We start from the raw sequence: 23075 nt of genomic DNA on the forward strand, positions 1-23075 counted from the left end.
CGCTCACCCGAGTTCGACCGCCCGGGCCGCGGCCCGACCCCACCGTGCCGCGTCGACGGGGACCGACGGGTGGTCCTGGCGGTGCGCGATCACCGCCTCGACCACGCGGAACGGCAGGTCCAGGGCCGGATCGTCGGCGTCGAGGTCGGGGCGGCACAGGGCGACGAGCTCGCGGTAGATCTCCCGGAGTGCCGAGCGCGCGTCCCGGAACTCCGCGAACTCGTCGCCCGCGACCTCGGGCAGCACGTAGAGCATCCCGACGTTCCACCGCGAGGCGAGGAGGCCCTCGACGTCGAGGGTCGCCAGCGTCAGCAGGGTCTCGCGCGGATCCCCGCCCCCGGCGCGGAGCCGGCGGGCGTGCTCGAGCGCCGGGGCCACCGTCGCGTCGAGCAGCGCACAGAGGATCGCGGCCTTGGTGGGGAAGTGTGTGTAGAGGGACGCCTGACGGAGTCCGACGGCGTCCGCGATGGCCCGGGTGGAGGTGGCCGTGTACCCGCGGGTGGTGAACAGCTCCGCCGCGGCGTCGAGGATCTCGTCGGCCGGGGTGGCCCCTGGGCGCCGCCGGTCCACGAGGCGCGGTCGGCCGGGCGAGTACATCAGGGAGTCCTCCGGGTCGGGGTCCGGTCCATCGTGACACTGCCGTCGATCGTCACACGGAGGAACTCGAACCGGTGCGCCGTGGGATCGACGGAGCGGCGGGGCGGGGTGGGCATGGAGGACACGGCGGCCTGCACCCACATCTCGCGCGTGGTCCGGGCGAAGTCCAGGTCGAGGCCGTGAGCGCGCGCGGCGAGCGTCGCGGCCACTGCGGCCGCGCGGCCGTTGCCCTCGCGGAACGGGTGCACGTGGTTGAACCGCGCGTACCAGTCGGCCAGCGCCAGGGCGACGACCGTCCGGCGGGACGCGGCCGCCGGCGCGGAGGCCAGCGCGTCGGCGACGATCCGCGAGGGCCGCTCGAGGGGCGCGACGAGGGCCGGGACGCGGGACGCGGGCGCGAACACGGATCCCTGCCTGCTGAGGTCGACGATGCGTGGCCGTCCGGCCCAGGCGTAGACGTCCCCGAACAGCGCGGCGTGGACGTCGGACACCGTCTCCGGGGCGGGCCCGGGGGCGCGCAGGAGTCGGGCCCCGGCGGCGACGACGAGCAGGGCCTCCGCCCGCGCGAGAGCCCCGGCCGAGGTGATCCCGAGGGAGTTCTCCAACACCCGCGTCCCCCGGTAGAGGTAGGGGGCGCGACGGGCCAGGACCCGCGGCCCGGGTCGCCGGCGGGCCTCCGCGGGTATCGCCTCCAGGACGCGGAGGCGGATCAGGCGACCGGAGACGCCCCGGTCGACGAGTCCGAGCACCTCGTCGTCGTCGTCCCCGGGGCCCCATCCCTCGAGCGCGGATACCGCGAGCATCGCCGCGGTGGCCGGGTGGCGCGTCATCCCGGCTGCCGGAACTGGCCGGTCGACCGCAGGTAGTCGAGGGTGCGCTGTGCGCCGGCGATTTCGCGCGCGGCGGCCCGGAGCCCGGCGCGCTCGGCGGAGGTGAGGCCGGACAGCGGCACCCGGTCGGTCCCGGGGCCGTCGGCGTCGGCGCGGAGCCGGACCTCCCACCGGAGTCCGGCGGCGACGCGGGCGGCCTCGCGCAGGGACTCCCACCGGTCCGCGGGGAGGACGTCGGGATCGGCGGCCAGGTCGAGACGCGCGTCGGTGGCGGTGGCGGTGACCCCCGCACGCAGCGCGGCCCACCGCGCGAGCTTGACGACCGGGGTGAGGACGGTCGCCTTGAGGTCCACCACGGGGTCGGCGCGGGTCGGCACCCGGAGCCGGGACGGTACCGAGGCCCGGGTCGCCAGGGCGTCCGCGAGGACGTCGGCGAGCACCGTGGGGTGCGCGCGCACGGCGCCGACGGCCAGCCGGGGGAGGAGCTCCGGGTCGTCGTGGCCGGCGGTCAGGGGGCGGGCGTCGGTGAGCAGGCCCAGGTGGACCACCCCGAGGTCCCGGGCGGGGTCGGCGGCCCAGCCGTCGGCGGCGCCGGACCACCCGGCGGCCGTGCGGACCAGGCGGGGGTCGGCGGCCGACGCCGCGGAGGTCTCGGCGAACCACGGCGCGCCCGACAGGTCGGTGGCGGCCACCGCGCGGCGTACGGCGCGGGTGTCGGGGCCGACGACGACGGCGAGGGATTCCAGATCGCTCCCGGGAACGGCCTCCGAGCGACCCACCGATCCGGTCACCCACACCGCGGTCGCCACGGCCGGATCGACACGGGCGGCCAGCTCGCGCCGCAGCCCGTCGGACCACACGCGTGGGCGGTCGGCCTTCGGTGGGCGGGCGGCTGTCATGAGCACATTCGACCACGTCAGCGGCCCCGCGGGCGGGGCGGGGGCGGCGTGAGGGCCTGTTAATGGGGACGAAACATCGCGCAACCCGGGTGTCATGCGTTGCGGGAAAACTATCGATTGACAGGAATCAGCGCCGACCCCCGCCCCGAGAGGAGATCCGCCACATGAGCGATCCGACCGGACTCGCCGCCCCGGCTCCGCAGCGCCGGGGTGACCATGACGACCTCGCGGACTTCGGTTACGAACAGCAGCTCCACCGCAGTCTCGGAACGTTCGCCTCGTTCGCGGCCGGGTTCTCGTTCGTCTCCATCCTCACCACCATCTTCCAGCTGTTCGGCCTGGGGTTCGGCTTCGGCGGCCCGGCGTTCTTCTGGACGTGGCCGATCGTGTTCGCCGGCCAGTTCCTGGTGGCCCTGTGCTTTGCCGAGCTCGCCGCCCGCTACCCGATCTCGGGCGCGATCTACCAGTGGTCGCGCCGGATGGGCGGGGAGATCGTGGGCTGGTTCGGCGGCTGGTTCATGATCCTCGCCCAGATCGTCACCGCCTCCGCCGCGGCGATCGCCCTGCAGGTCGTGCTGCCGAGCATCTGGTCCGGCTTCCAGATCATCGGAGACGACCCCGCCCTCACCTCGCCCTCGGGGGCCGCCAACGCCGTGCTGCTGGGGTCGGCGCTGCTGGTGATCACCACGGTGATCAACCTCGTCGGCGTCAGGTGGATGTCCTACGTCAACAGCATCGGCGTGACGTGCGAGATCGTCGGCGTCGCCGCCGTCGTCCTGGCCCTTCTCACCCACGCCGTCCGCGGACCGCAGGTCGTCTTCGACACCGCGGGGCTGGCGGGGCAGCCCGGATACATCTGGTCGTGGATCATCTCCGGGCTGATGGCGGCCTACGTCATGGTGGGCTTCGGCTCGGCCGGCGAGCTCGCGGAGGAAACCGTCAACCCGCGCCGCATCGCGCCCCGGACCATCCGCATGGCGCTCACCGCCTCGGCGATCGGCGGCGGGCTCATGATCCTCGGCGCCCTGATGGCCGCGCCCAGCCTCACCGACGGGCGTCTGGCCACCGAGGGACTGCCGTACGTGCTCAACTCGGTCCTCGGGAACTTCTGGGGCAAGGTCCTGCTGGCCGACGTCGTGGTGGCGATCCTCATCTGCACCCTCGCCATCCAGACCGCGTCGTCCCGGCTCATGTTCTCCATGGCCCGCGACGGCAGGCTGCCGTTCTCGCCGACCCTCTCGCGCGTCCATCCGCGCACCGGGGCCCCGGTCGTGCCGTCCGTGCTGATCGGCCTGGCCTGCATGGCCATCCTGCTGGTCAACGTGGGCAACTCCGCGATCTTCGCCACCCTGTCCTCGGTCTGCATCATCCTCATCTACCTCGCATACCTCTGCGTGACGGCACCGCTGCTGCTGCGCCGCCTGCAGGGCTGGCCCGCGGGGCCGCAGCCCACCGACGCCGAGGGCCGGCCCGTGTTCTCGCTCGGCCGCTGGGGGATCCCCGTGAACGTGCTGGCCGTGGCCTACGGGCTGCTCATGACCGTCAACCTCGCGTGGCCGCGCGCCGAGATCTTCGACCCCTCCGGCGAGACGCCCTGGCTGCGCTGGGCCGGAGTGGCGACCGTCGTGGCCGTCGTGGCCGTCGGCGTCCTGTGCTTCCCCCGCGGCAAGACCCACCCCAACCCCGTCCGGATCGGAGAGTGACCTTTTCATGACCAGTACTGACACCACCGCCACTACCACCGCCACCACCACCGCCGCGCGCGAGCACGCCCGCGCCCAGGCCGGCGAGATCACCGACTCGATGCCCGTCGTCCCCGCGACCGACTGGCCGCACCCCCCGGCGGACGTGCCGGCGGACCGCCTCACCTGGGCGGAGTCGATCCCGGGAGGCCGCTACACCGCGGTCGTCCTCGCCCGCGGGACCCGGATCCGCCTCACCGACAGGGACGGCACGGCGTGCGCCCCGCTCATGATGTGGCGGGCGGACGCGCCCTGGGAGCGGCTCAACACCGCCGACACCGTCAAGGTGCCGTGGCAGGCCTACCTCGGGACCGGCCACCCTCTCCTGTCGGACCAGGGCCGGGTGCTCGCGACGATCGTCGCGGACGGCTCCGGCCACCACGATGCGCTGTGCGGGGCCTCGACCCTCGCCGGGAACACCGCCCGCTACGGGGCCGGCTCACCGGAGTCCGACTCGCCGGCCGGGCGCGAACTCCTGCTGCTGGCCGGGCTCAAGCACGGTCTCGCCGAGCGCGACCTGCCCCATCCGGTGTCGTTCTTCCACGGCGTCCGGGTCGCCGGCGACGGCACGCTCGTCTCCACCGGGAACGCCGGCCCGGGCGCGGCGGTCGACCTCGTCGTCCACCTGCCGGTCGTGCTGGCCGTGGCGGTGGCCGACCACCCGCTCGATCCGTCCCCGGACTACCACGCCGGAACGGTGGAGCTCCTGGCCTGGAGCGCCCCGGAAGACCTCGACGCCCTGGTCGCCGACACCTTCCCCGGCGTCGATCAGGACCAGGAGTACCGGCGCGCCCTGGCCAACTCCGAGGCCGCCCACCGCGCCGCCAACCCGACCAGCGCGGCCGCCCCGACCGGCGCCCTCGCCCCGACCTCCTGAGGAGAACCGCCATGACACAGACAGTGATCGCCGACGAGACCGTGCCCGCCCGGGCGGCCTGGTCCCGCGTCCTGCGCGCGGGCCAGACACTGACCATCGTCGACCTCGAGGGCAACCAGGCCGTCGACACCCTCTTCTACGACGCGCACGACACCACCCGCCGATACAGCGCCCCGGCGACCGTCGCGGCCCAGGGCTCGATCTTCCTCACCACCGGCAGCGTCCTGCGCGACGACGCCGGCGAGCCGCTGGTGACGATCACGGCCGACGAGGTGGGCAACCACGACACCCTCGGCGGCGCCTGCTCGCAGGAGTCCAACACCCTGCGCTACGGCCACCACACCCGCCACCAGCACGCCTGCGTGGAGAACTTCCTGCGCGAGGGCGCCCGGCACGGTCTCGGCAAGCGGGACCTGGTCCCCAACGTCAACTTCTTCATGAATGTGCCCGTCGACGCCGACGGCACCCTCGGGATCGTCGACGGCCGGTCAGCGCCCGGCAAGAACCTGGCGCTGCGCGCCGACCGCAACGTGATCGTGCTGGTGTCCAACTGCCCGCAGATCAACAACCCGTGCAACGGCTTCGACCCGACGCCCGTCCGAATGATCGTCACCGCCTGATCCCCGCCGCCTGATCCCCACGGCCTGATCGCGCCGGCCTGAGCCGCCGCCCACGCCACCCGTCACCACAGGAGCACCCCATGACCAGCCTCGAGATCCTCGCCCCCGGCCTCATCACCACCGTCCAGGACTGGCCCGGCCGCGTCGGGTACTGGGGAGTGGGCGTCCCGCCCTCCGGCGCGATGGACGACCAGTCGCTGCGGCTGGCGAACATCGCCGTGGGCAATCCCGAGGGCGCCGCCGGCCTGGAGTGCACGCGCGGCGGACTGCGGATCCGGGCGGACGGCCCGGTCACCGTGTGCGTGGGCGGCGCGCACGTGCGGCCCACCGTCGCAGGGCGGCCGGTGGCCCAGTGGAAGCCGGTCCCCCTGGCGGCCGGCGACGAGCTCGACATCCCGGTGATCAGCGGACCGGGGATGCGCGTCTACGTGGCCGTGCGCGGCGGGATCGACGTCGAGCAGTACCTCGGGTCGTCGTCGACCTTCACCCTGGGGCGGTTCGGCGGGCACGAGGGCCGCGCCCTCACCGCGGGGGACACGCTCGCCCTCGGCGAGCCCGGGCCCGCGACGCCCCGCCGGATCTGCGCTGAGGAGATCCCCGCCATCGGTCACCACTGGCACATCGCGGTCGCCGAGGGGCCCCACGGCGCACCCGAGTTCCTCACCCGGTCCGGGATGGACGAGCTGTACGCGGCCACCTACGCCGTGCACTTCAACTCGGACCGCACCGGCGTCCGGCTCGAGGGCCCGCGCCCGAAGTGGGCCCGCCCCGACGGCGGCGAGGCCGGGCTGCATCCGTCGAACCTGCACGACAACGCCTACTCGGTGGGCGCGCTGGACTTCACCGGCGACACCCCGATCCTGCTCGGCCCGGACGGGCCGAGTCTCGGCGGCTTCGTCTGCCCGGTCACGGTGGTGAGCAGCGACCGGTGGAAGCTCGGGCAACTGGCGCCGGGCGACACCGTGCGGTTCGTGCGGGTCCGGGTGGACGCCGTGCCCGACCGGGTGGGCGCCGGGGGCTCGCGGAGCGCGGGTCGTCCGTACGTCCTCGGTGACGGCGGGGACCGCGACGACGGCGTGCTGGGCCGCGGGCACACCGCGGACGGGCTCACCGAGGTCACCTACCGCCGAGGCGGGGACGACAACGTCCTGGTCGAGTACGGGCGGATGGAACTCGACCTGGAGCTGCGGGCCCGCGCCCACGCCCTCTACCTGCACCTGCTGGCGAACCCCGTCCCCGGCCAGCAGGACCTCACCCCGGGCATCCGGTCGCTGCAGGTCAAGATCACCCCCGGGCGCAGCACCGTGTCGTCGACCCTGGCCGCCCTCCGCGAGGCCGAGGCCGCCCTGCCCGCCGCCGAGTCGCTGGTCGTGCCGAGCCGCCGGGTCCGACTTCCCCTGAGCTGGGACGACCCCGCCACCCGGGAGGCCATCGAGCGCTACATGTACGGAGTCCGCGACGACGCCCCGTGGTGCCCGTGGAACATCGAGTTCATCCGCCGGATGAACGGGCTGGAGACCGCCGACGACGTCTACCGCACCGTCTTCGACGCCGAGTACATGGTCCTGGGACTGGGGGACGTCTACCTGGGCGCGCCCGTCGCCACGCCGCTGGACCCGCGTCACCGCCTGGTGACGACCAAGTACAACCCCGCCCGGACGTGGACCGCCGAGAACTCCGTGGGCATCGGCGGCGCGTACCTGTGCATCTACGGCATGGAGGGACCCGGCGGCTACCAGTTCGTGGGCCGCACCACCCAGGTGTGGAACCACCGGCACCCGGAGCCGGCACCGGGCTTCGACGCCGAGCACCCGTGGCTACTGCGGCATTTCGACCGCATCTCCTGGTACCCCGTGACCTCCGAGGAGCTGGCCGACATGCGGGCCGATACCGCCGCCGGGCGCGGGCGCGTCGACATCACCGACGGCACGTTCTCCCTGGCCGAGCACAACGCCTTCTGCGAGCGCGAGGCCGACTCCATCGCCTCCGCCCGGCGCCGAATGGAGCACGCCCGCGCCGAGGAGTTCGCGCGCTGGGCCGCCAGCGGGGAGCTCAGCGCATGAGCGCCGCGACGGGAGCCGGACTCCGGGAGACGGCCGCGGAGCGGGTCGACGCCGTGCTGGCCCGGCTGGAGGATGCCGACCGGCCGGAGGTGTTCCTGCGGGTGCGCGACCGAGAGGCGATCATCGCCGACATGGCGGCCTCCCTCGCCGCCGGCGGGCCGCTCGCCGGGATGACGCTGGCGGTCAAGAACAACGTCGACGTCGCCGGGATCCCCACGACCGCCGCCTGCCCGGGGTTCGCCTACGTCCCCGAGCAGGACGCGGTGGCCGTCGCCCGCCTGCGCGCGGCCGGTGCGGTGGTGGTGGGGGTGACCAACCTCGACCAGTTCGCGACCGGGCTGGTCGGCACCCGCAGCCCCTACGGCGCCGTGCGGGCCGCGCACCGGCCGGACCACGTCTCGGGCGGGTCCAGCTCGGGATCCGCGGTGGCGGTCGCACTGGGCATCTGCGATCTGGCGATCGGCACCGACACCGCCGGGTCGGGGCGGATCCCCGCCGCGCTCAACGGCATCGTCGGGATCAAGCCCAGCCTCGGCGTGGTCTCCACCGACGGCGTCGTCCCGGCCTGCGCGAGCTACGACTGCGTCACGATCTTCGCCCGCGACGTGCGCACGGCCACCCGTGCGACCGCCGCGATGGCGGGCGGCGACGGCACCCGGAGCTGGCCCGCGGACGCCCCGCTCGCCGCCGCGCCGGGGACGACGATCGCGGTCCCGCGCGAGCTGACCGCCATGGCCCCCGGCTGGGCCGAGGCGTTCGCCGCCGCCGTCGACGCGGCCCGCGACCGCGGGTTCCACGTGGTGGAGATCGATCTCGCGCCGTTCCTCGCCGCCGCACGGCTGCTCTACGACGGCGCGCTCGTCGCCGAGCGGTACGAGGCGGTCGGCGCCTTCCTCGACGGGGCCGACGGCGGGGCTGCCGGGGCCGACGGCGTGGCCGCCGATGCCGGCATCGATCCGACCGTCCGTAGCATCATCGCGCCCGCCCGCGACGTGCGGGCGGTGGACCTGCTACGGGACCGCCGGACCGTCGAGGCGCTGCGTCATCAGGCCCTGGCCGAGCTCGACCGCCTCGGCGCGTCGGCGCTGCTGGTGCCGACGGCGCCGTTCCATCCGACGATCGCGGAGGTGCAGGCCGACCCGGTCGCCCTCAACAGCCGGATGGGGACCTACACGAACTTCTGCAACCTCTTCGACCTCTGCGCGGTGGCCGTCCCGGCGGGAGAAGTGGACGAGGCGGACCGCGGCACGGCGACGTTCGGCGTCACGGTCGTGGGCAGGCCGTTCCACGACGGTGTGGTGGCCGACATCGCGGCGGCCCTCACGGCAGCCTTCGCCGGGGAGAACGAGGCCGCCACGGAGCAGCTCGAGGCGTGGCCCCTGCGCGCGGGCGCATCGACCGTGGACCTGGTGGTGTTCGGCGCCCACCGCCGGGGCGGCCCGCTCGAGCACCAGCTCACCGGACGCGGCGCGGTCTGGCGTGGCGTCGTGCGGTCCAGCGCCGACTACCGGATGTACCGGCTCGACACGGACCCGCCCAAGCCCGGCGTCCTTCGGCACGCCGAGGGCGCGGAACTGCTCGGCGAGAGGTGGACGATGTCCCCGGCGGCGCTCGGCGGGTTCCTCGACGAGCTGCCCAGACCCATGCAGCTCGGCCGGGTGACCCTCGCGGACGGCTCGGAGGCCGTCGGCTTCGCCTGCGAGCCCACCGCGGTGACCGCGGCCGCGGAGGACCTCACCGCGATCGGGGAGTGGCCGATCGGGTGACTCCCGGCGCGGTGATCGCCCTCGTCGCCGTGCTGACGGTCCTCGCGGTCGGCCTCCTCGGAGTGATCGCCTACTTCGCCCTCCGCCCGGGCGGGATCCCCGGCGGTAGACAGGACGTCGCGGCGGCGCGGTCCTCGTCGTCGTCCTCACCGTCGACCCGGGTACCACCTCCCAGGGGCCCCGTTTTCCCCTCGGGCCCCGGTTCCGCTAATGTTCCCTCTCGTGCGAAAAGCACGGCCCTGTGGCGCAGTTGGTTAGCGCGCCGCCCTGTCACGGCGGAGGTCGCGGGTTCGAGTCCCGTCAGGGTCGCATGAGAAAGCGGGCGCATCCGGTACACACCGGATGCGCCCGCTCTCGTCTGGCCGGGGCGCCCGAGGGCGCGGCGGCGCGGTGGCGCGGCGACTACTCCTTGTTCAGCTTGTCCTGAACGGTGCCGGCGGCCTTCTCGACCGTGTTCGGCAGCTCGGTGGTGCCGTAGAACCGCGCGTCCGGATGGGTCGGCGGCGGCATCGGCGGGCCCTCGAGCGGCTCGGGCGAGTACGAGAACTCGCCGTGCCCGTCCGGGGTCGGGCCCGAGGCCCACGAGCCCTCGGCCGCGGCGGCGCCGTCGGAGAAGTTGTACATCGTGTACGCGTGCTCCGCGGCCTCCTTCGACTTGGGGAAGTTCGACGGCACGGGCAGTTCCTCCAGGCCCTCGGCCTGCAGCTCGTTGACGGCGGCGAGCCACTGGTTCTGATGCATGGTGTCGCGGGCCAGCAGGAACGACAGGAGCTCACGGATGCCCGGGTCGTCGGTCATGTGGTAGAGCCGGGCGACCTGGACGCGGCCCTGGGACTCGGCGTTGACGTTGGACCACATGTCGGCGAGGAGGTTGCCGCTGGCGGTCACGTACGAGCCGGACCACGGGTTGCCCATGGAGTCGACGGGGCGCGCACCGGCGCCGGCGACGATGCCGTGCTGGACGTCGGTGCCGCCGATGACCGCGGCGACCGCCGGGTCGTTCTGGACGGCGGCCTCGGTGATGCCGAGCGGGGCGTCCTCGAGCAGCTGGGCGACCATCGTCGCGAGCATCTCGACGTGGCCGAACTCCTCGGCCGCGGTGCTGAAGAGCAGGTCACGGTACTTGCCCGGGATGTGGGCGTTCCACGCCTGGAAGCTGTACTGCATGGCGACGGTGATCTCGCCGTACTGGCCGCCGATCACCTCCTGCAGCTTGCGGGCGTACACGGCGTCGGGCTTCTCGGGCTTCGACTGGAATTGGAGCTTCTGTTTGTGGATGAACATGCGTCTCCTTCGGTCGTGCGCGGTGTCCGGGCGGCGTCGCGTACGACCGCTCCGGCGTGTGGTCGAGGTTAGGACGACCTACGCGGGGTTCAACCGCTCCCGTGAGGGTGACACTTTTTTGGACAACCGTCCATTTTTGAGGAGTGCTGGCCGTGGCGGGCGGAGTGCCGCGGACGGTGGGGCGAAGAAACTTGCGTTAACTCCGCGTCCGCGGGCCGAGACGCGCTGCGACCCGGTCTCGCGTGGTGGCGTAGGTGAGCAGGAAGTGCTCCAGCGCGACCTGCGCGTGGCGGGGCAGGAACGGCGCGACGGGCACGGTGGTGCGCTGCATGACGTGGCGACCGACGAGCACCCAGCAGGTGAGGTCGTCCTCCAGGTTGAGGCGCGCCACCTCGAGCGCGGCCTCGGAGCGCGAGCGCACGCCCCGCACGACCCACGCCCAGATGCGGGCGTACGGCTCGCCCCCGGCGAACGCGATGTGCACTGGGTGGCCGACGTGGCTGAGAACCAGTTGACCGCGGTCGTCGACCACGCAGGGGCCACCCGTCACCTGCTCGACGATCGCCTCGTACCGCTCGCGCGCCTCCAGGTGGCCGGTGACCTCGACGGCGACGTCGATCGGGTTCGGGTGGTCGGCGGGGTCGCGGCCGACGGGCACCGAGTCCGACCGGATGAGTCGCAGGGCGCCGGTGTAGCGGCCGACGGTCCCCTCGCACCGGAGGGTGAGCAGCTGGGGATGCGGCACGTGTAGCCGGTCGCGGCAGGCGTCGACCACGGCCCGGGCGACGGGCTCGGGCGCGCTGGGTGCGGTGTGCGCGAGCATCTCCTCGATGAGGGGGTGATCGCCCGTCCGGACGGTGACCCAGGCGACCGCGCCGCCCGGCGCGAGCTGGACGACGCATCGCCCCTGCTCCCCGGAGCGCGGGGTGGGCGCCCGGAACTCCATCGCGCCCACCGCGCCGGGCCTGCGGAGATGTCCGGTGAGGGTGTGTTCGAAGTCGTGCCAGGGATCCTCCGCGGATCGCAGGGAGGCGCTGCCCGGGCCGAGGCGTTGGTTCCGCATGGCGTCATCTCACCGGCGCGAGGGCGACCACGTCGTCCACGGCCCGCCGCAGCTCTCGGGTGGCCGCGCAGTCGCCGAGCCGTTCGGCCACCGCGTCTGCGATCGCGCCGTAGAACCACAGTTTCTCCTGCGGGCCGGCGTTGAACACGCCCCACATGTCGTCGCCCAGGCGGCCGTGCGCGGAGACCATCGACCGGAGGTTGTGGATCTTGTCGGCCGCGGAGATGAGCAGGCACTCCCGCGAGTCCTCGGCCAGGCGGGCGAGGTAACCCTCCTTGCGCTCGCGCCAGGGCGGGGTCTCCTCGCCCGCGGTCTTTTCCTCCGACACGCCGCGCACCAGCTCCGTGACCCGGTCGCCGAAATCGGCGATCATGTCCGCGGCCGAGTACACCGACGGCGGCACGTCCTCCAGCACGTCGTGCAGGAGCGCGGCCACCGCCACGTCCTCGTCGTCGGTGAAATCCGAGACGATCAGCGCCACCGCGACCGGGTGGGTGATGTAGGGCGTGGGATCGTCCTTGCGGGTCTGACCTGCGTGGCAGCGGGCGGCCACCGCGAGCGCGCGGTCCAGGGTGGGGGTCCAGGTGAGCGGCACGGTGCACTCCTCGAGGGGAGGGGTCCCGGCGTCGGGCGACGCCGCCGGGTGGTGGGGTGCACCGGACGTGGCCGGCGTCCCTTCCACACCCTGAGTAGACACCACGGCCACGGCACGAGGGAACCGTTCGGCGGGTCCGATCCGTCGTGACGGCCCGCGCCGGCGCCCTCCTAGAAGGTCTTGGCGTCGATCACGAACCGGTACCGGACGTCGGAGTCCACCACGCGGTCGTAGGCCTCGTTGATCTTGTCCGCCGAGATGAGCTCGATCTGTGCGGTGATCCCGTGCTCGGCGCAGAAGTCCAGCATCTCCTGCGTCTCGGGGATACCGCCGATCATCGAGCCGGTGAGGATCTTGCGGCCGCCGGTCACCGACCCCGCGCGCAGCGACATCGGCTCACTCGGGATGCCGATCTCCACCATGGCTCCGCGGGGCTTGAGCGTGGCGAGGTACCGGTCCAGGGGCAGGTTGGCGGAGACGGTGTTGAGGATGACGTCAAAGCTGCCGCGGAGCGCCCGGAGGTTCTCCTTGCCCTCGTCGCCGGCGGTCGCGTAGTGCTCCACGGCGCCGAACTTCAGCGAGTCGTCACGCTTGGATGTGGTCTGGGACAGGACGGTGACCTCGGCGCCCATGGCCACGGCGAGCTGCACGCCCACGTGTCCGAGCCCGCCCATGCCGATCACGGCGACCTTGGAGCCGGGCCCGACGTTCCACTGGCGGAGCGGCGAGTACATGGTGATGCCCGCGCACAGCAGCGGCGCGGCGGCGGCCGGGTCGAGCCCCTCGGGCACGGACACGACCATGCGCTCCTCCACCACGATGTGCGTGGAGTAACCGCCCTGCGTGACGTGGCCCTCCGGATGCCCTTCGGGCAGCGGGGAACCGTAGGTGGCGACGGAGCCGCGCTCACACTCCTGTTCCTGGCCGGCCTCGCACGAGGGGCACTCGTGGCAGGCCCCGACCAGGCAGCCGACGCCCACGCGGTCGCCGACCTTGTGGCGCGTCACGTCGGACCCGACCTCGCGGACGATGCCGATGATCTCGTGTCCCGGGGTCACCGGGTAGACGGTCCGCCCCCACTCCCCGCGAGCGAGATGGATGTCGGAGTGGCAGATGCCGGCGTAGTCGATCTCGATGAGCACGTCCTCGGCACCGGTCTCCCGGCGTCGGATCGTGGTCTTCTCCAGCGGCGCGTCCGGTGCGACGGCGGTCACGGCGGCGACGTCCATGTGGTCTCCCGTAGATCGAGGGTGGTGAGGTCGCCACAGTTGCGATCCGTCGGCGAACAGGTCGTCTGCCCAGATAGTGAGGGGGTGCACCGCGACCGAACTCCGGGGAACCGTTCGGCGCGCCCGGCGCGTCGTACTGGGTGACGGCCGCTATACGGGCTGGGACGTGACGGCGTGGGTATGACGACTCCTGGAACAACGGGTACGTCAAGGAGACGGTCATCCTCTGCGCTGTCGTGTGGGTGGTGCTGCTGTTCGGGATGACGTTCCTCGGCTGGCGCTGAGGCGAACTCCCGTCCGTCGATAACCACTGACGGCCGTCAGCCCATGTGTCTATGATCCAGATCACACTCACGTCCGTGAAGGAAAATCCACATGGCCGACACCGTCCGCGAACAACTCCGCCGCCACGCCGACTCGGACTCCACCGCGATCCGCTACGAGGACACCTCAATCACCTGGCGTGACTACCTCGCCGGCGCCGACGCCCGGGCGGGCGCGGTCACCGCGATGCTGGACTCCGACCGCCCCCGCCACGTCGCGACGCTGCTGGAAAACACGCCGGAGATGCTCTACGCCCTGGCGGCCGGGGCGGCGGGCGGTTACGTCACCGTCGGCCTCAACGCGACCCGCCGCGGCGAGGGCCTCGCCCGCGACATCCGCAAGTCCGAGTGCCAGGTCATCCTCACCGACTCCGAGCTCAAGCACCTGCTCGACGGGCTCGATCTGGGGCAGGTCAGCGTGATCGACACCGACTCCGACGAGTGGGCGGCCCTGGTAGCGGCCTCCTCGGCGCCGCAGGATCCGCCCCCGGTCGAGGCGATGGACCCCTTCATGCTCATCTTCACCTCCGGCACCTCGGGCGACCCGAAGGCGGTACAGGTCGGCAACTTCACCGTGACGATGTCCGGCGAGAACCTCGCGCAGAACTTCGGCCTGACCCCCGACGACGTCGCCTACCTGTCCATGCCGCTGTTCCACTCCAACGCCATCATGGGTGGCTTCTCCCCGGCCATCGCGGCGGGCGCGACCATGGCGCTGGCCCGCCGCTTCAGCGCGTCCCGGTTCGGCGACGACATCCGCCGCTACGGCGTGACCTACATGAACTACGTCGGCAAGCCGCTGGCCTACATCCTCGACACCCCGGCCCGCCCGGACGACGCCGAGACCACCCTGCGCGCGGCCTTCGGCAACGAGGCCGCCGCCAAGGACATCCCGGCGTTCGCCGAGCGCTTCGGCTGCCGGGTGTGGGACGCCTACGGCTCGACCGAGCTGGCGATCATCATCACCCGCACCGAGGAGTCGCCGCTCGAGTCCATCGGGGTGCCGTTCCCGGGGGTCGCCGTGTACGACCCCGTCACCGGCCAGGAGTGTCCGCGCGCGATATACGACGACGACGGCAAGGTCGCCAACCTCGACGAGTGTGTGGGCGAACTCGTGAACACGGAGGGGGCGGGGTTCTTCGCCGGCTACTACAACGACGACAAGTCGACCTCGGACCGGATGAGAGACGGGATGTACTGGTCGGGCGACCTGGCGTACCGCGACGCGGACGGCTTCATCTACATGGCCGGCCGCAGCGGGGACTGGCTGCGCGTCGACGGCGAGAACATGGCCACCGGCATCATCGAGGAGATCCTGCTGCGGCACCCGGCGGTGTCCCGGGTGGCGGTCTACGGGCTGCCGGACCCGCGCGGGGTGGGCGACCAGCTCGCCGCGGCGATCGTCCCGCGCCACGATTCGACACTCGACCCGGCGGGCCTGGAGGAGTTCCTCGCCGCGCAGCCAGACCTGTCGCCCAAGGCATGGCCGCGGTGGGTGCGGATCGCCTCGGAGCTGCCGACCACCGCCACCAACAAGATCCTCAAGCGCGAGCTCATCCGGCAGGGGGTGGGGGCCGCCTCCGAGGGCGGGGACACCTGGTGGGAGCGCGCCGAGCGGGGCACCGCGTACTCGGAGCTGGCCGGGGCGGGCGTGTAGGCCGCATGGTCCACGTCGTCACGCGGTTCGACTTCCGCGCGCCCGGCGCCGGCCCCGAGGAGCGCCGGGACCGGTACCGTGCGGCGCTCGACATGGCGCGCTACGCGGAGGAGAGCGGCCACGACGCCGTCAACCTCTCCGAGCACCACGCCTCGGAGGACGACTACCTGCCGTCCCCGCTCATCGCCGCGTCGGCGGTCGCGGCGGTGACGAGCAGGATCCCCATCACCGTGTGGGCGCTCATCGCCCCGCTGTACGACCCGGTCCGCTTGGCCGAGGACATCTCGGTGCTCGACCACCTCGCGTCCGGCCGAGTGAGCTTCACGTTCGGCCTCGGCTACCGGCCCGTCGAGTACGCCCTGCACTCGCGCGAGTGGCGGAACCGCGGCGCCCGACTCGACGCCCAGCTGCAGACCATGCTCGCCGCGTGGCGGGGCGACGCCGTCGGCGAGGACCCGGTGGACGGCTCCCCGCGGACCTCGCCCACCCCGAGGCCGTTCTCGCAGCCCCACCCGCTGGTCTTCCTCGGCGGCGGGGGCGCGGCCGCCCGGCGGGCCGGGAGACTGGGCATGCACTACCAGCCACAGCTCGATGATCCCGCGCTCACCGCGCTCTACCGGGCGGAATGCCTCGCACACGGGCACCGGCCGGGTCTCGTCGTCGCCCCCGTACCCGGTCCCGCCACGGTGTTCTGCACTGAAGACCCCGACGAGTTCTGGGCGCGCCACGGCCACCACCTGCTCGCCGACGCCGAGGGCTACCGCGCGTGGCAACCCGGCGGCGCGCGGCCGGACGGCGCCCGGTCGGGGGCGCGCAGTTCGTTCGTGCACTCCGACGCACGCACAGTCGACGAGCTGCGCGAGGAGGGCGTCTACGTCGTGGCCACCCCGGGCCAGCTCGTCCGGCTCGTGCGCGACGGCGACCTCCGGCTCATCACCAACCACCCACTGTGCGGCGGCATCCCCCTCGAGGCGGGGTGGGAGTCGCTGCGGCTCATCGGAGAGCGCGTCCTGCCGGAGATCCGGTGAGCGGGCCGCCGCGCCCGTAGTCTCGGCTGATGAGCACCGAGACCGCCCGCCCCCGCACCGTTCGCCCCCGCACCGCCCGTTCCCGGCCCGCCCGCTACTGGGCCATGCCCGCGGCCCTCGGGGCGATGGGCGTGCTGCACTTCGCCAAGCCGCGCCCGTTCGACGGCCTCGTCCCGCCTGAGCTGCCCGGCAGCCGCCGCGCCTGGACCTACGGGTCCGGCGTCGCGGAGCTGGCGGTCGCCGGACTGCTCGCCGCGCCCCGCACCCGCAAGCTGGGCGGTGCGGCCGCGACCGCGCTGTTCCTCGGCGTGTTCCCCGGCAACCTGCAGATGGTCCGCGCGTGGCGCCGCAAGCCGGTCTGGCCGTACCAGGTCATCGCGTGGGCGCGGCTGCCGCTGCAGGTGCCGATGATCCTCGCCGCCGACCGCATCCGCCGGGGTTCCTGACTCGGGGCGCCTGACGCGCCCTACGCGCCGCCGTCCTGCCAGGCGGCCCCGTCCTGCCACGCACCCAGGCGCCCGAGGGCGTTCCGCTTGACGTCCGACGGCGCGAACGACGACTCGATCGACGTGCGCGCCACCTCCACGAGCCGCGCCTCGGGCACGCCCATCCGCTCGTGCGCGGACACGTACTCGTCGACCACGTCCGCGCCGAACAGCAGCGGGTCGTCGGCGCCGATCGAGCACCGCACGCCGGCGGCCAGAAGCGCGGGCAGAGGATGCTCCTCGAGGGAGGGGCTCACGTCCAGCACGACGTTCGAGGTGGGGCACACGTCGAGGCACGTCCCGCGCTCGGCGAGCAGCTCGAGCACGCCCGGATCCTCCGCCGCGCGCACCCCGTGCTGGATGCGGTCCACCCCCAGCTCGACGGCGGAGCGGACCTCCTCCGGCCCGCCCAGTTCGCCGGCGTGGGGCACCACGCCGAGGCCGGCGTCGCGGGCGATCGCGAACGCCTCCGCCGCCGCGGCCACCGGACTGTCCCGCTCGTCGGCGACCAGGCCCACCGCCACGACGCCCCGGTCGGCGAACCGCGCGGCCAGCCGTGCCGCCTCGAGCGCGTGCTCGGGCCCCGCGCCGCGGTCGATGCTCACGATCGCGCCGGCCCACACACCGTGCCGCCGCCCCGCCTCGGCCATGACCGGCAGCTGGAACTCGAGCGCCTCCTCGGCCGAGCCGAACGCCACCGCCTTCTCGGGGATCGACGCGAACTCGAGCGCCACGACCCCTTGCGCGGCGGCGTCGGCGATGACCTCGTCCAGGAGCCGCTCGACCCGCTCCGGCGTGTGCGGGAGGTCGATGAGCAACCCGTACGCGTCGAGGAACCGCGTGAAGTCCGGGTACTCGACCAGCGGCGGTACCTCGAGGCCGTCTTCCGCGCACCACTGCCGCAGCGTCGCCTCGCGCATCGCCGCCTCGAGGTGGACGTGCAGGTGCGCCTTCGGCAGCGCGGTCAGGCTCCGGCGGGCGGCGTCGGTCATTCGTCGGCCTTGACCTCGCGGGCCTCGTCGGCCACGGCCTGGTGCGTCATCGGGTCGGAGCCGTCCCAGGCTGTGACGTTGCGGGCCCGCGGCAGGTCGTCGCGATGGAACACCGGGTTGTGGCCCTTGGCCTTCTGCTGCAGGTAGTGACGCAGCAGCGCCACGGCGAGCCCGCTCAGCGGGAGGATCGCGATGAGGTTGATGGTGGCCATGAAGCCCATGAACAGATCGGCCAGGCCCCACACGAGGTCGACCGAACCGAGGGCGCCGCCGAACACCGCCAGCAGGACGAGCGCGCGGAAGACGTTGATCGATCGCGGGCTGTCGCGCAGGAAGTTGATGTTGGCCTCGCCGTAGTACGAGTTGCCGAGGATCGACGAGAAGGCCAGGAAGAAGATGACCACCATGAGGAACGGCACGCCCCACTCGCCGACCTGCGACGCGAGCGAGTCCTGCGTGAGCGTGATGCCCTCGCGGTCACCACCGAACTCGGGGTCGGCCAGCAGGATGATGAACGCGGTCGCCGAGCACACGACGAGGGTGTCGAAGTACACGCCGAGCGACTGGACCAGGCCCTGCTTGACGGGGTGGGAGACCGAGGCGGTCGCCGCAGCGTTGGGGACCGAGCCCATGCCGGCCTCGTTGGAGAAGAGACCGCGGCGCATGCCCTGCATGAGCGCCGCGCCGATGGCGGCGCCGGCGATCTCGCGGAACCCGAGCGCGTGGCCCACGATGAGGCCGATCATGTCGGGGACCTCGGTGATGTTGATGGCGACGACGATGAGGGCGACGACGACGTAGGCCGCGGCCATGACCGGGACCAGGATCTCGGTGACCGCGGACAGGCGGCGGACGCCACCGAAGATGACGAGGCCCGTCACGACCGCCAGCCCCAGGCCGATGACGACGCCGGCCCCGGTGCCCTGGAGGTCGAACTGGTTGCGGACGGACTCGGAGATCGAGTTGGCCTGGACGGCGTTGAACACGAAGCCGTAGGTCACGGTGATGATCACCGCGAACACCACGGCCACCGGCTTCCAGCCCAGCCCGTCGCGGATGTAGTAGGCGGGGCCGCCGACGTAGGAGTCCTTGCCCTTCACCTTGTACAGCTGGGCGAGCGTCGACTCGATGAACGCGGTCGCGCCACCGATGATGGCGATCAGCCACATCCAGAACACCGCGCCGGGCCCGCCGACGGTGATGGCGATGGCCACGCCCGCGACGTTGCCGGTGCCGACCCGGGACGCCGCTGAGATGGTGAAGGCACGGAAGGCGGAGATGCCCTTCTTGCCCTCGTCGATGTCGGAGGGTTTCTCGGTGATGGTCCGCAGCATCTCCGGGAACAGCCGGATCTGGACGATCAGCGTGGTGACGGAGAAGTACAGGCCGGCGATCACCAGGAGGGCGATGACGCCGTACCAGTAGACGTCGTTGACGCTCGCGACGAGCTCGGTGAGTTGGGTCACGGGTAGACACTAACGGATGGGGCCCCGGTCACCTGACCTCCTAGGCTGTGGGAGTGACTGATGCGGGACCGAGACATACGAGCGTCGGCGCGGCGACGCTGGAGCCCACTGCCCCCGACGTCGCCCTGATCTTCGAGGGCGGTGGCATGCGGGCGGTCCACACCGCGGGCGTCGTCGAGACGCTGATCGAGGCGGGGATCCACGCCGGTCTGGTCGCCGGGATCTCGGCCGGGGCGTCCCACCTCGCCAACTACATCTCCCGCGACGCGGTGCGTGCCCGGAAGAGTTTCGTGGAGATGGCCGCGGACCCGAACTTCGGGGACTGGCGCAGTTTCGCGCGCGGCAAGGGGCTGTTCAACGCCGAGTACATCTACGAGCAGGCCGGGTTGCCGGACCAGGTGCTGCCGTATGACTTCGAGACGTTCGAAGCCAGCGGAACCGCTGCGCGCATCGGGACGTTCCGCTGCTCGGATGGCGAGACGGTCTTCTGGACCGAGGACGACGTCGAGACGATGGCCGACCTGATGCGGATGGTGCGGTCGTCGTCGACCATGCCGGTGTGGATGCCGCCCGTGCTCATCGACGGCGAGTACTACGTCGACGGCGCCCTGGGCCACGACGGCGGGATCCCGTTGTCGGCGGCGCGCGAGGCGGGGTTCGAGAAGTTACTGGTCGTGCTCACCCAGCCGAAGGGGTACCGGAAGATCCCGCCCCGCCGACTGACGCCGTTCTATCGCTCGTACTTCCGCCGCTTCCCGGCGGTGGGGGAGGCGCTCCTGCACCGCTGGGCGCTGTACAACGAGACGCTCGACGAGATCGAGGCGTTGGAGGAGTCCGGCGACGCGCTGATCTTCCGCCCGGAGCGGGTGATGATCAGGAGCTACGAGCGCCGGGTCGACCGGCTCGCCGAGGCGTACGTCTCGGGACGCGAACAGGCCCGCCGCGAGGTCGACGCCTGGCGGGAGTTCTGCGGACTCTGAGCAGGCAGGCCCCCGCCGATCCGGACGTACCCCGAAATGCGCGACGCCGCGGTCGTGTTCAGGGCACGACCGCGGCGAAGCGGGAAGGGGTGTGGCTCAGGAGCCGAAGAGCTCAGCGCCGCCGCCCAGGGTGGCCAGCACGTACGCGGGCAGACGCAACAACCCGTCGATCGCGGCGGAGCCGAACTCCGCCGGGACGAGTTCGGCCGACCCGTCGGCGACGCCGTACCAGAAGTCAGAGAAGGAGCCCGTGTCCATATCGTGTCCTTTCGACGAGACGCCCACGGTCTGTGGGGCTACACCACCAGAAGCTAAGACCGGCCTGAGTGCTCTGCCACCGCGGACCTCACGGATTCCCCTGCGCGTGTGCCGGCTAAGGAAATTGCGAACTGTCAACCTGCTGAATGACGAGTTCGTGAAAAATCGGACACGCTAGCTAACTTCGCTCAATTCGGGCAAGCGGGTACACGCCGGATCAGCGACAGGTGGCTTCTCATGCGGATCGGGCTACAGGAAGCGATCCCCGCAATTCGCCTCGCAGATGCCTCTTGTGGTGTCGATCACGTGCACGTAGAATAGAACACGTATTCGAGACGAGTCGCGGCATCGCCGCACAGTCGACCACGGGGGGTGGGGCATGGACGGCGACACCGGGCGCACGACCGGCGGCCCCGCGTCCCCTTCCGGCTCTGCTGACTCGTTCGGCTCTGCCGACTCGTCCGGCCCTGCCGGCCCGTCCGCTGACGGCGCTGCGGCGGCGTTGACGGGCTTGACGGCGGCGGCGCGGGAGGGGTGGGCGGCGGAGAACCGCGCGGCCGCGCAGCGTCTGGTCGCCTGCTACGCGCTGGTGCAGGAATGTTGGCGCGAGTACGGGCACGGTATCGACGGCAGCCACGAGGCCCGCCCCGGCCACGCTGTTGTCGATGGCCTTGTCGCCGCGGCCGGGTATGTGGTGGCGGCGATGTCCATCTCCGCTAGGCGCGCGGAGAAGATGCTGTCCTTCTCGTGGGAGCTGCACACCCGTTACCCGGCGATCCTGGAGGCGATGGCCGCCGGCCTGATGGAACAACGCGTCGCCGAACTGCTGGCCCGGCAGATGTCCACCGTCCGCGGCGATGTTCTTGAGCAGATCCAGCGCCAGGTCGTCGAGGACTACCTGGGCGGTGTCGCCGCCGGTGTCCGTCTGGGCGACAAGGCCCTGCGCGATGAGATCGATGCCGTCATCGGCCGCCACGACCCCGACGCCATCCGCCTACGCAAAGAAGACGCCAGCCGCACTCGCGGCGTGCGCATCGGCAAAGGCGTCGACGGCATGTCCAGCGTCTCCGCGTTGTTGGCGACCGAGGAGGCCGCCGTGCTGGCCGAGGCCCTGGATCAGCGGGTCGCCGAACACGACGCCGCCGACGCAGGCGCAGCCGCCGCCCAGGCCGCCGCCCAGGCCGCGGCGCGGGACGCCGACCCCGACACCGACCCGGACGCCCCGACCGAACCCGAGCCGCACTACTCCAAGGGCGAACGCCGCGCCGACGCCCTGATGTCCCTGATCTGCGGCGACACCCCCACCCAGCCCAACACCACTCCCGGCAACACCGACACCGACGGTGACGCCGGCCCGGGCGGCCCGAGCGCCCCCACCGGCGGCAGCGGCAATGGCGGCGGTCAGGCTCCGGTGTTGCGGCCGAAGGTCACCGTCATCGCCACCGGCGACAACGGCCGCGACGAACACGGCGCGCGAGTGGAGTTCACCCGCACCGGCGAGGCCGCCCTACAGACCCTGCTGGAGATGCTCGCCACCTCAGATGGCGCCTCTTTCGAGCAGGTCGACCCCCGCATCGGCGCCGCCGACGACACCAGCGCCGCCCTGAAATACCGGCCCGGCGCCGAGTTGGCGCGCCGGGTCCGGCTCCGCGACGGCACCTGCCGCCACCCCGGATGCGCGGTCCCCGCCGACGACTGCGACCTGGATCATGTCGTGCCGTTCAACCACGCCGACCCCGCCAGCGGCGGCCACACAGTCGAGGCCAACCTGGTGAGCCAGTGCCGGCGCCACCACCGGTTCAAAACCTTCTCCGACTGGACCTACCAACTCCAACCCGACGGCACCCTGATCGTGACCACCCCCGACGGCACCACCATGCTCACCCGACCCGACGGCCCCCTGGCCCAATACCGGCGCGAGCACCAACGCGACGAAGCCGACGCCTGGGCACGTCAACAACGCCGCAACCCCGCCCCCGTCTTCGGCGTCGGGATCCTCGACGAGGCGACCTACTTCGCCCGCCGCGCCCAACGCCTGGCCCGCGAACGCGCCCGGGCCGCCGCCCGCAACGCAGCCGAGGCCCGCGCCGCGACCTCGCCGCCACCCGACACCGGGGACACGCCCGCCGACACCACCCCAGGCCCGGACTCGGCCTCGGCCCCGCGCGAACGGCTGACCCCCGCCGCGGCCAGCCGCTGGTGGGAACGCAACAAACCCCCCGACAGCGCCCTGGAAAAAGCCATCCTCCACGCCCTGCATGAGCACCTCGACGAACTCCTCCAACCGCCGCCACCCTTCTGAGAGCGCTCTTCTCGGGCGG

Annotated in this window: 20 protein-coding genes and 1 tRNA gene; 11 read left to right on the forward strand and 10 right to left on the reverse strand. The window is 72.5% G+C overall.

Features of this window, described 5'->3' with window-relative positions:
- Window positions 1–3 precede the first annotated feature (3 nt).
- Genes A6035_RS01185 through A6035_RS01195 form a run of 3 tightly spaced genes read right to left on the reverse strand, consistent with a single transcriptional unit; the run spans window position 4 to window position 2326 of the window.
- Entirely contained in the window at window positions 4–597 is a 594-nt protein-coding gene (locus A6035_RS01185; protein ID WP_108846277.1) for a TetR/AcrR family transcriptional regulator, read from the reverse strand.
- Window positions 597–1427: a Fic/DOC family protein gene (locus A6035_RS01190; protein WP_108846278.1), complete on the reverse strand. Its 831-nt coding sequence runs from the start codon at window positions 1425–1427 to the stop codon at window positions 597–599. The genes A6035_RS01185 and A6035_RS01190 overlap by 1 nt, the downstream gene beginning before the upstream one ends.
- Window positions 1424–2326, reverse strand: a complete 903-nt coding sequence (locus tag A6035_RS01195; RefSeq protein WP_162533971.1) for a putative nucleotidyltransferase substrate binding domain-containing protein — start codon at window positions 2324–2326, stop codon at window positions 1424–1426. The genes A6035_RS01190 and A6035_RS01195 overlap by 4 nt, the downstream gene beginning before the upstream one ends.
- A 164-nt stretch (window positions 2327–2490) precedes the next feature.
- Here A6035_RS01195 and A6035_RS01200 point away from each other — a divergent pair, with 164 nt between their 5' ends.
- The 6 genes from A6035_RS01200 (at window position 2491) to A6035_RS01225 (ending at window position 9703) form a co-directional block, all read left to right on the forward strand.
- Window positions 2491–4029, forward strand: a complete 1539-nt coding sequence (locus A6035_RS01200; RefSeq protein ID WP_108846280.1) for an amino acid permease — start codon at window positions 2491–2493, stop codon at window positions 4027–4029.
- 7 nt (window positions 4030–4036) lie between these two features.
- Window positions 4037–4945: an urea amidolyase associated protein UAAP1 gene (locus tag A6035_RS01205; protein WP_108846281.1), complete on the forward strand. Its 909-nt coding sequence runs from the start codon at window positions 4037–4039 to the stop codon at window positions 4943–4945.
- 11 nt (window positions 4946–4956) lie between these two features.
- Window positions 4957–5565: an urea amidolyase associated protein UAAP2 gene (locus A6035_RS01210; protein ID WP_108846282.1), complete on the forward strand. Its 609-nt coding sequence runs from the start codon at window positions 4957–4959 to the stop codon at window positions 5563–5565.
- Between the two features lie 80 nt (window positions 5566–5645).
- Window positions 5646–7628 carry a 5-oxoprolinase/urea amidolyase family protein gene (locus A6035_RS01215; RefSeq protein WP_108846283.1) on the forward strand — a complete coding sequence of 661 codons (1983 nt, stop codon included), beginning with the start codon at window positions 5646–5648 and terminating at the stop codon, window positions 7626–7628.
- On the forward strand, window positions 7625–9394 hold the full coding sequence (atzF, locus tag A6035_RS01220) for an allophanate hydrolase (protein WP_108846284.1): 1770 nt from the start codon (window positions 7625–7627) through the stop codon (window positions 9392–9394). The genes A6035_RS01215 and atzF overlap by 4 nt, the downstream gene beginning before the upstream one ends.
- A 235-nt stretch (window positions 9395–9629) precedes the next feature.
- A tRNA-Asp gene (locus A6035_RS01225) sits at window positions 9630–9703 on the forward strand.
- Between the two features lie 93 nt (window positions 9704–9796).
- Here A6035_RS01225 and A6035_RS01230 read toward each other — a convergent pair.
- The 4 genes from A6035_RS01230 to A6035_RS01245 form a co-directional block, all read right to left on the reverse strand.
- Entirely contained in the window at window positions 9797–10678 is an 882-nt protein-coding gene (locus A6035_RS01230; RefSeq protein WP_061916963.1) for a manganese catalase, read from the reverse strand.
- 196 nt (window positions 10679–10874) lie between these two features.
- On the reverse strand, window positions 10875–11741 hold the full coding sequence (locus A6035_RS01235) for a T3SS (YopN, CesT) and YbjN peptide-binding chaperone 1 (protein ID WP_108846285.1): 867 nt from the start codon (window positions 11739–11741) through the stop codon (window positions 10875–10877).
- Between the two features lie 4 nt (window positions 11742–11745).
- Window positions 11746–12423, reverse strand: a complete 678-nt coding sequence (locus A6035_RS01240; RefSeq protein ID WP_244192489.1) for an HD domain-containing protein — start codon at window positions 12421–12423, stop codon at window positions 11746–11748.
- 83 nt (window positions 12424–12506) lie between these two features.
- Window positions 12507–13565 (reverse strand): NAD(P)-dependent alcohol dehydrogenase, encoded by a 1059-nt coding sequence (locus A6035_RS01245; RefSeq protein WP_108846287.1) that lies wholly within the window; start codon window positions 13563–13565, stop codon window positions 12507–12509.
- 375 nt (window positions 13566–13940) lie between these two features.
- Here A6035_RS01245 and A6035_RS01250 point away from each other — a divergent pair, with 375 nt between their 5' ends.
- From A6035_RS01250 to A6035_RS01260, 3 genes are read left to right on the forward strand one after another with little or no spacing between them, the layout of a single operon-like run.
- Window positions 13941–15545 carry an AMP-binding protein gene (locus tag A6035_RS01250; RefSeq protein WP_108846288.1) on the forward strand — a complete coding sequence of 535 codons (1605 nt, stop codon included), beginning with the start codon at window positions 13941–13943 and terminating at the stop codon, window positions 15543–15545.
- Window positions 15546–15550: 5 nt separating this feature from the next.
- The gene (locus A6035_RS01255; protein WP_108846289.1) at window positions 15551–16573 is read left to right on the forward strand and encodes an LLM class flavin-dependent oxidoreductase; all 1023 of its coding nucleotides are present in this window, start codon (window positions 15551–15553) and stop codon (window positions 16571–16573) included.
- Window positions 16574–16602: 29 nt separating this feature from the next.
- Entirely contained in the window at window positions 16603–17019 is a 417-nt protein-coding gene (locus A6035_RS01260; RefSeq protein ID WP_425267513.1) for a DoxX family protein, read from the forward strand.
- 20 nt (window positions 17020–17039) lie between these two features.
- Here the strand turns inward: A6035_RS01260 and add are convergent, their stop codons facing one another.
- Together add and A6035_RS01270 are read right to left on the reverse strand one after the other, a co-directional pair.
- On the reverse strand, window positions 17040–18050 hold the full coding sequence (add, locus tag A6035_RS01265; protein ID WP_108846290.1) for an adenosine deaminase: 1011 nt from the start codon (window positions 18048–18050) through the stop codon (window positions 17040–17042).
- Complete coding sequence (locus A6035_RS01270) at window positions 18047–19516, reverse strand: alanine/glycine:cation symporter family protein (RefSeq protein WP_108846291.1); 1470 nt, start codon at window positions 19514–19516, stop codon at window positions 18047–18049. The genes add and A6035_RS01270 overlap by 4 nt, the downstream gene beginning before the upstream one ends.
- Before the next feature lie 53 nt (window positions 19517–19569).
- On the opposite strand from A6035_RS01270, the gene A6035_RS01275 reads away from it, so the two are divergent.
- Complete coding sequence (locus tag A6035_RS01275; protein WP_235026765.1) at window positions 19570–20496, forward strand: patatin-like phospholipase family protein; 927 nt, start codon at window positions 19570–19572, stop codon at window positions 20494–20496.
- Between the two features lie 96 nt (window positions 20497–20592).
- Here the strand turns inward: A6035_RS01275 and A6035_RS18390 are convergent, their stop codons facing one another.
- Complete coding sequence (locus tag A6035_RS18390) at window positions 20593–20754, reverse strand: hypothetical protein (RefSeq protein ID WP_167400688.1); 162 nt, start codon at window positions 20752–20754, stop codon at window positions 20593–20595.
- A 379-nt stretch (window positions 20755–21133) separates the two neighbouring features.
- Between A6035_RS18390 and A6035_RS01280 the strand changes: the two genes are divergently transcribed.
- Complete coding sequence (locus A6035_RS01280) at window positions 21134–23056, forward strand: HNH endonuclease (RefSeq protein ID WP_244192490.1); 1923 nt, start codon at window positions 21134–21136, stop codon at window positions 23054–23056.
- Window positions 23057–23075: the final 19 nt, after the last annotated feature.

The organism is Dietzia lutea, from assembly GCF_003096075.1.
Lineage (GTDB): Bacteria > Actinomycetota > Actinomycetes > Mycobacteriales > Mycobacteriaceae > Dietzia > Dietzia lutea.

What these genes read in the sequence shown, in the direction of transcription:
- A6035_RS01185 (WP_108846277.1), bottom strand. Translation starts at nt 597, where the DNA reads ATGTACTCGCCCGGCCGACCGCGCCTCGTGGACCGGCGGCGCCCAGGG.
- A6035_RS01190 (WP_108846278.1), bottom strand. Translation starts at nt 1,427, where the DNA reads ATGACGCGCCACCCGGCCACCGCGGCGATGCTCGCGGTATCCGCGCTC.
- A6035_RS01195 (WP_162533971.1), bottom strand. Translation starts at nt 2,326, where the DNA reads ATGACAGCCGCCCGCCCACCGAAGGCCGACCGCCCACGCGTGTGGTCC.
- A6035_RS01200 (WP_108846280.1), top strand. Translation starts at nt 2,491, where the DNA reads ATGAGCGATCCGACCGGACTCGCCGCCCCGGCTCCGCAGCGCCGGGGT.
- A6035_RS01205 (WP_108846281.1), top strand. Translation starts at nt 4,037, where the DNA reads ATGACCAGTACTGACACCACCGCCACTACCACCGCCACCACCACCGCC.
- A6035_RS01210 (WP_108846282.1), top strand. Translation starts at nt 4,957, where the DNA reads ATGACACAGACAGTGATCGCCGACGAGACCGTGCCCGCCCGGGCGGCC.
- A6035_RS01215 (WP_108846283.1), top strand. Translation starts at nt 5,646, where the DNA reads ATGACCAGCCTCGAGATCCTCGCCCCCGGCCTCATCACCACCGTCCAG.
- atzF (WP_108846284.1), top strand. Translation starts at nt 7,625, where the DNA reads ATGAGCGCCGCGACGGGAGCCGGACTCCGGGAGACGGCCGCGGAGCGG.
- A6035_RS01230 (WP_061916963.1), bottom strand. Translation starts at nt 10,678, where the DNA reads ATGTTCATCCACAAACAGAAGCTCCAATTCCAGTCGAAGCCCGAGAAG.
- A6035_RS01235 (WP_108846285.1), bottom strand. Translation starts at nt 11,741, where the DNA reads ATGCGGAACCAACGCCTCGGCCCGGGCAGCGCCTCCCTGCGATCCGCG.
- A6035_RS01245 (WP_108846287.1), bottom strand. Translation starts at nt 13,565, where the DNA reads ATGGACGTCGCCGCCGTGACCGCCGTCGCACCGGACGCGCCGCTGGAG.
- A6035_RS01250 (WP_108846288.1), top strand. Translation starts at nt 13,941, where the DNA reads ATGGCCGACACCGTCCGCGAACAACTCCGCCGCCACGCCGACTCGGAC.
- A6035_RS01255 (WP_108846289.1), top strand. Translation starts at nt 15,551, where the DNA reads ATGGTCCACGTCGTCACGCGGTTCGACTTCCGCGCGCCCGGCGCCGGC.
- A6035_RS01260 (WP_425267513.1), top strand. Translation starts at nt 16,603, where the DNA reads ATGAGCACCGAGACCGCCCGCCCCCGCACCGTTCGCCCCCGCACCGCC.
- add (WP_108846290.1), bottom strand. Translation starts at nt 18,050, where the DNA reads ATGACCGACGCCGCCCGCCGGAGCCTGACCGCGCTGCCGAAGGCGCAC.
- A6035_RS18390 (WP_167400688.1), bottom strand. Translation starts at nt 20,754, where the DNA reads ATGGACACGGGCTCCTTCTCTGACTTCTGGTACGGCGTCGCCGACGGG.
- A6035_RS01280 (WP_244192490.1), top strand. Translation starts at nt 21,134, where the DNA reads ATGGACGGCGACACCGGGCGCACGACCGGCGGCCCCGCGTCCCCTTCC.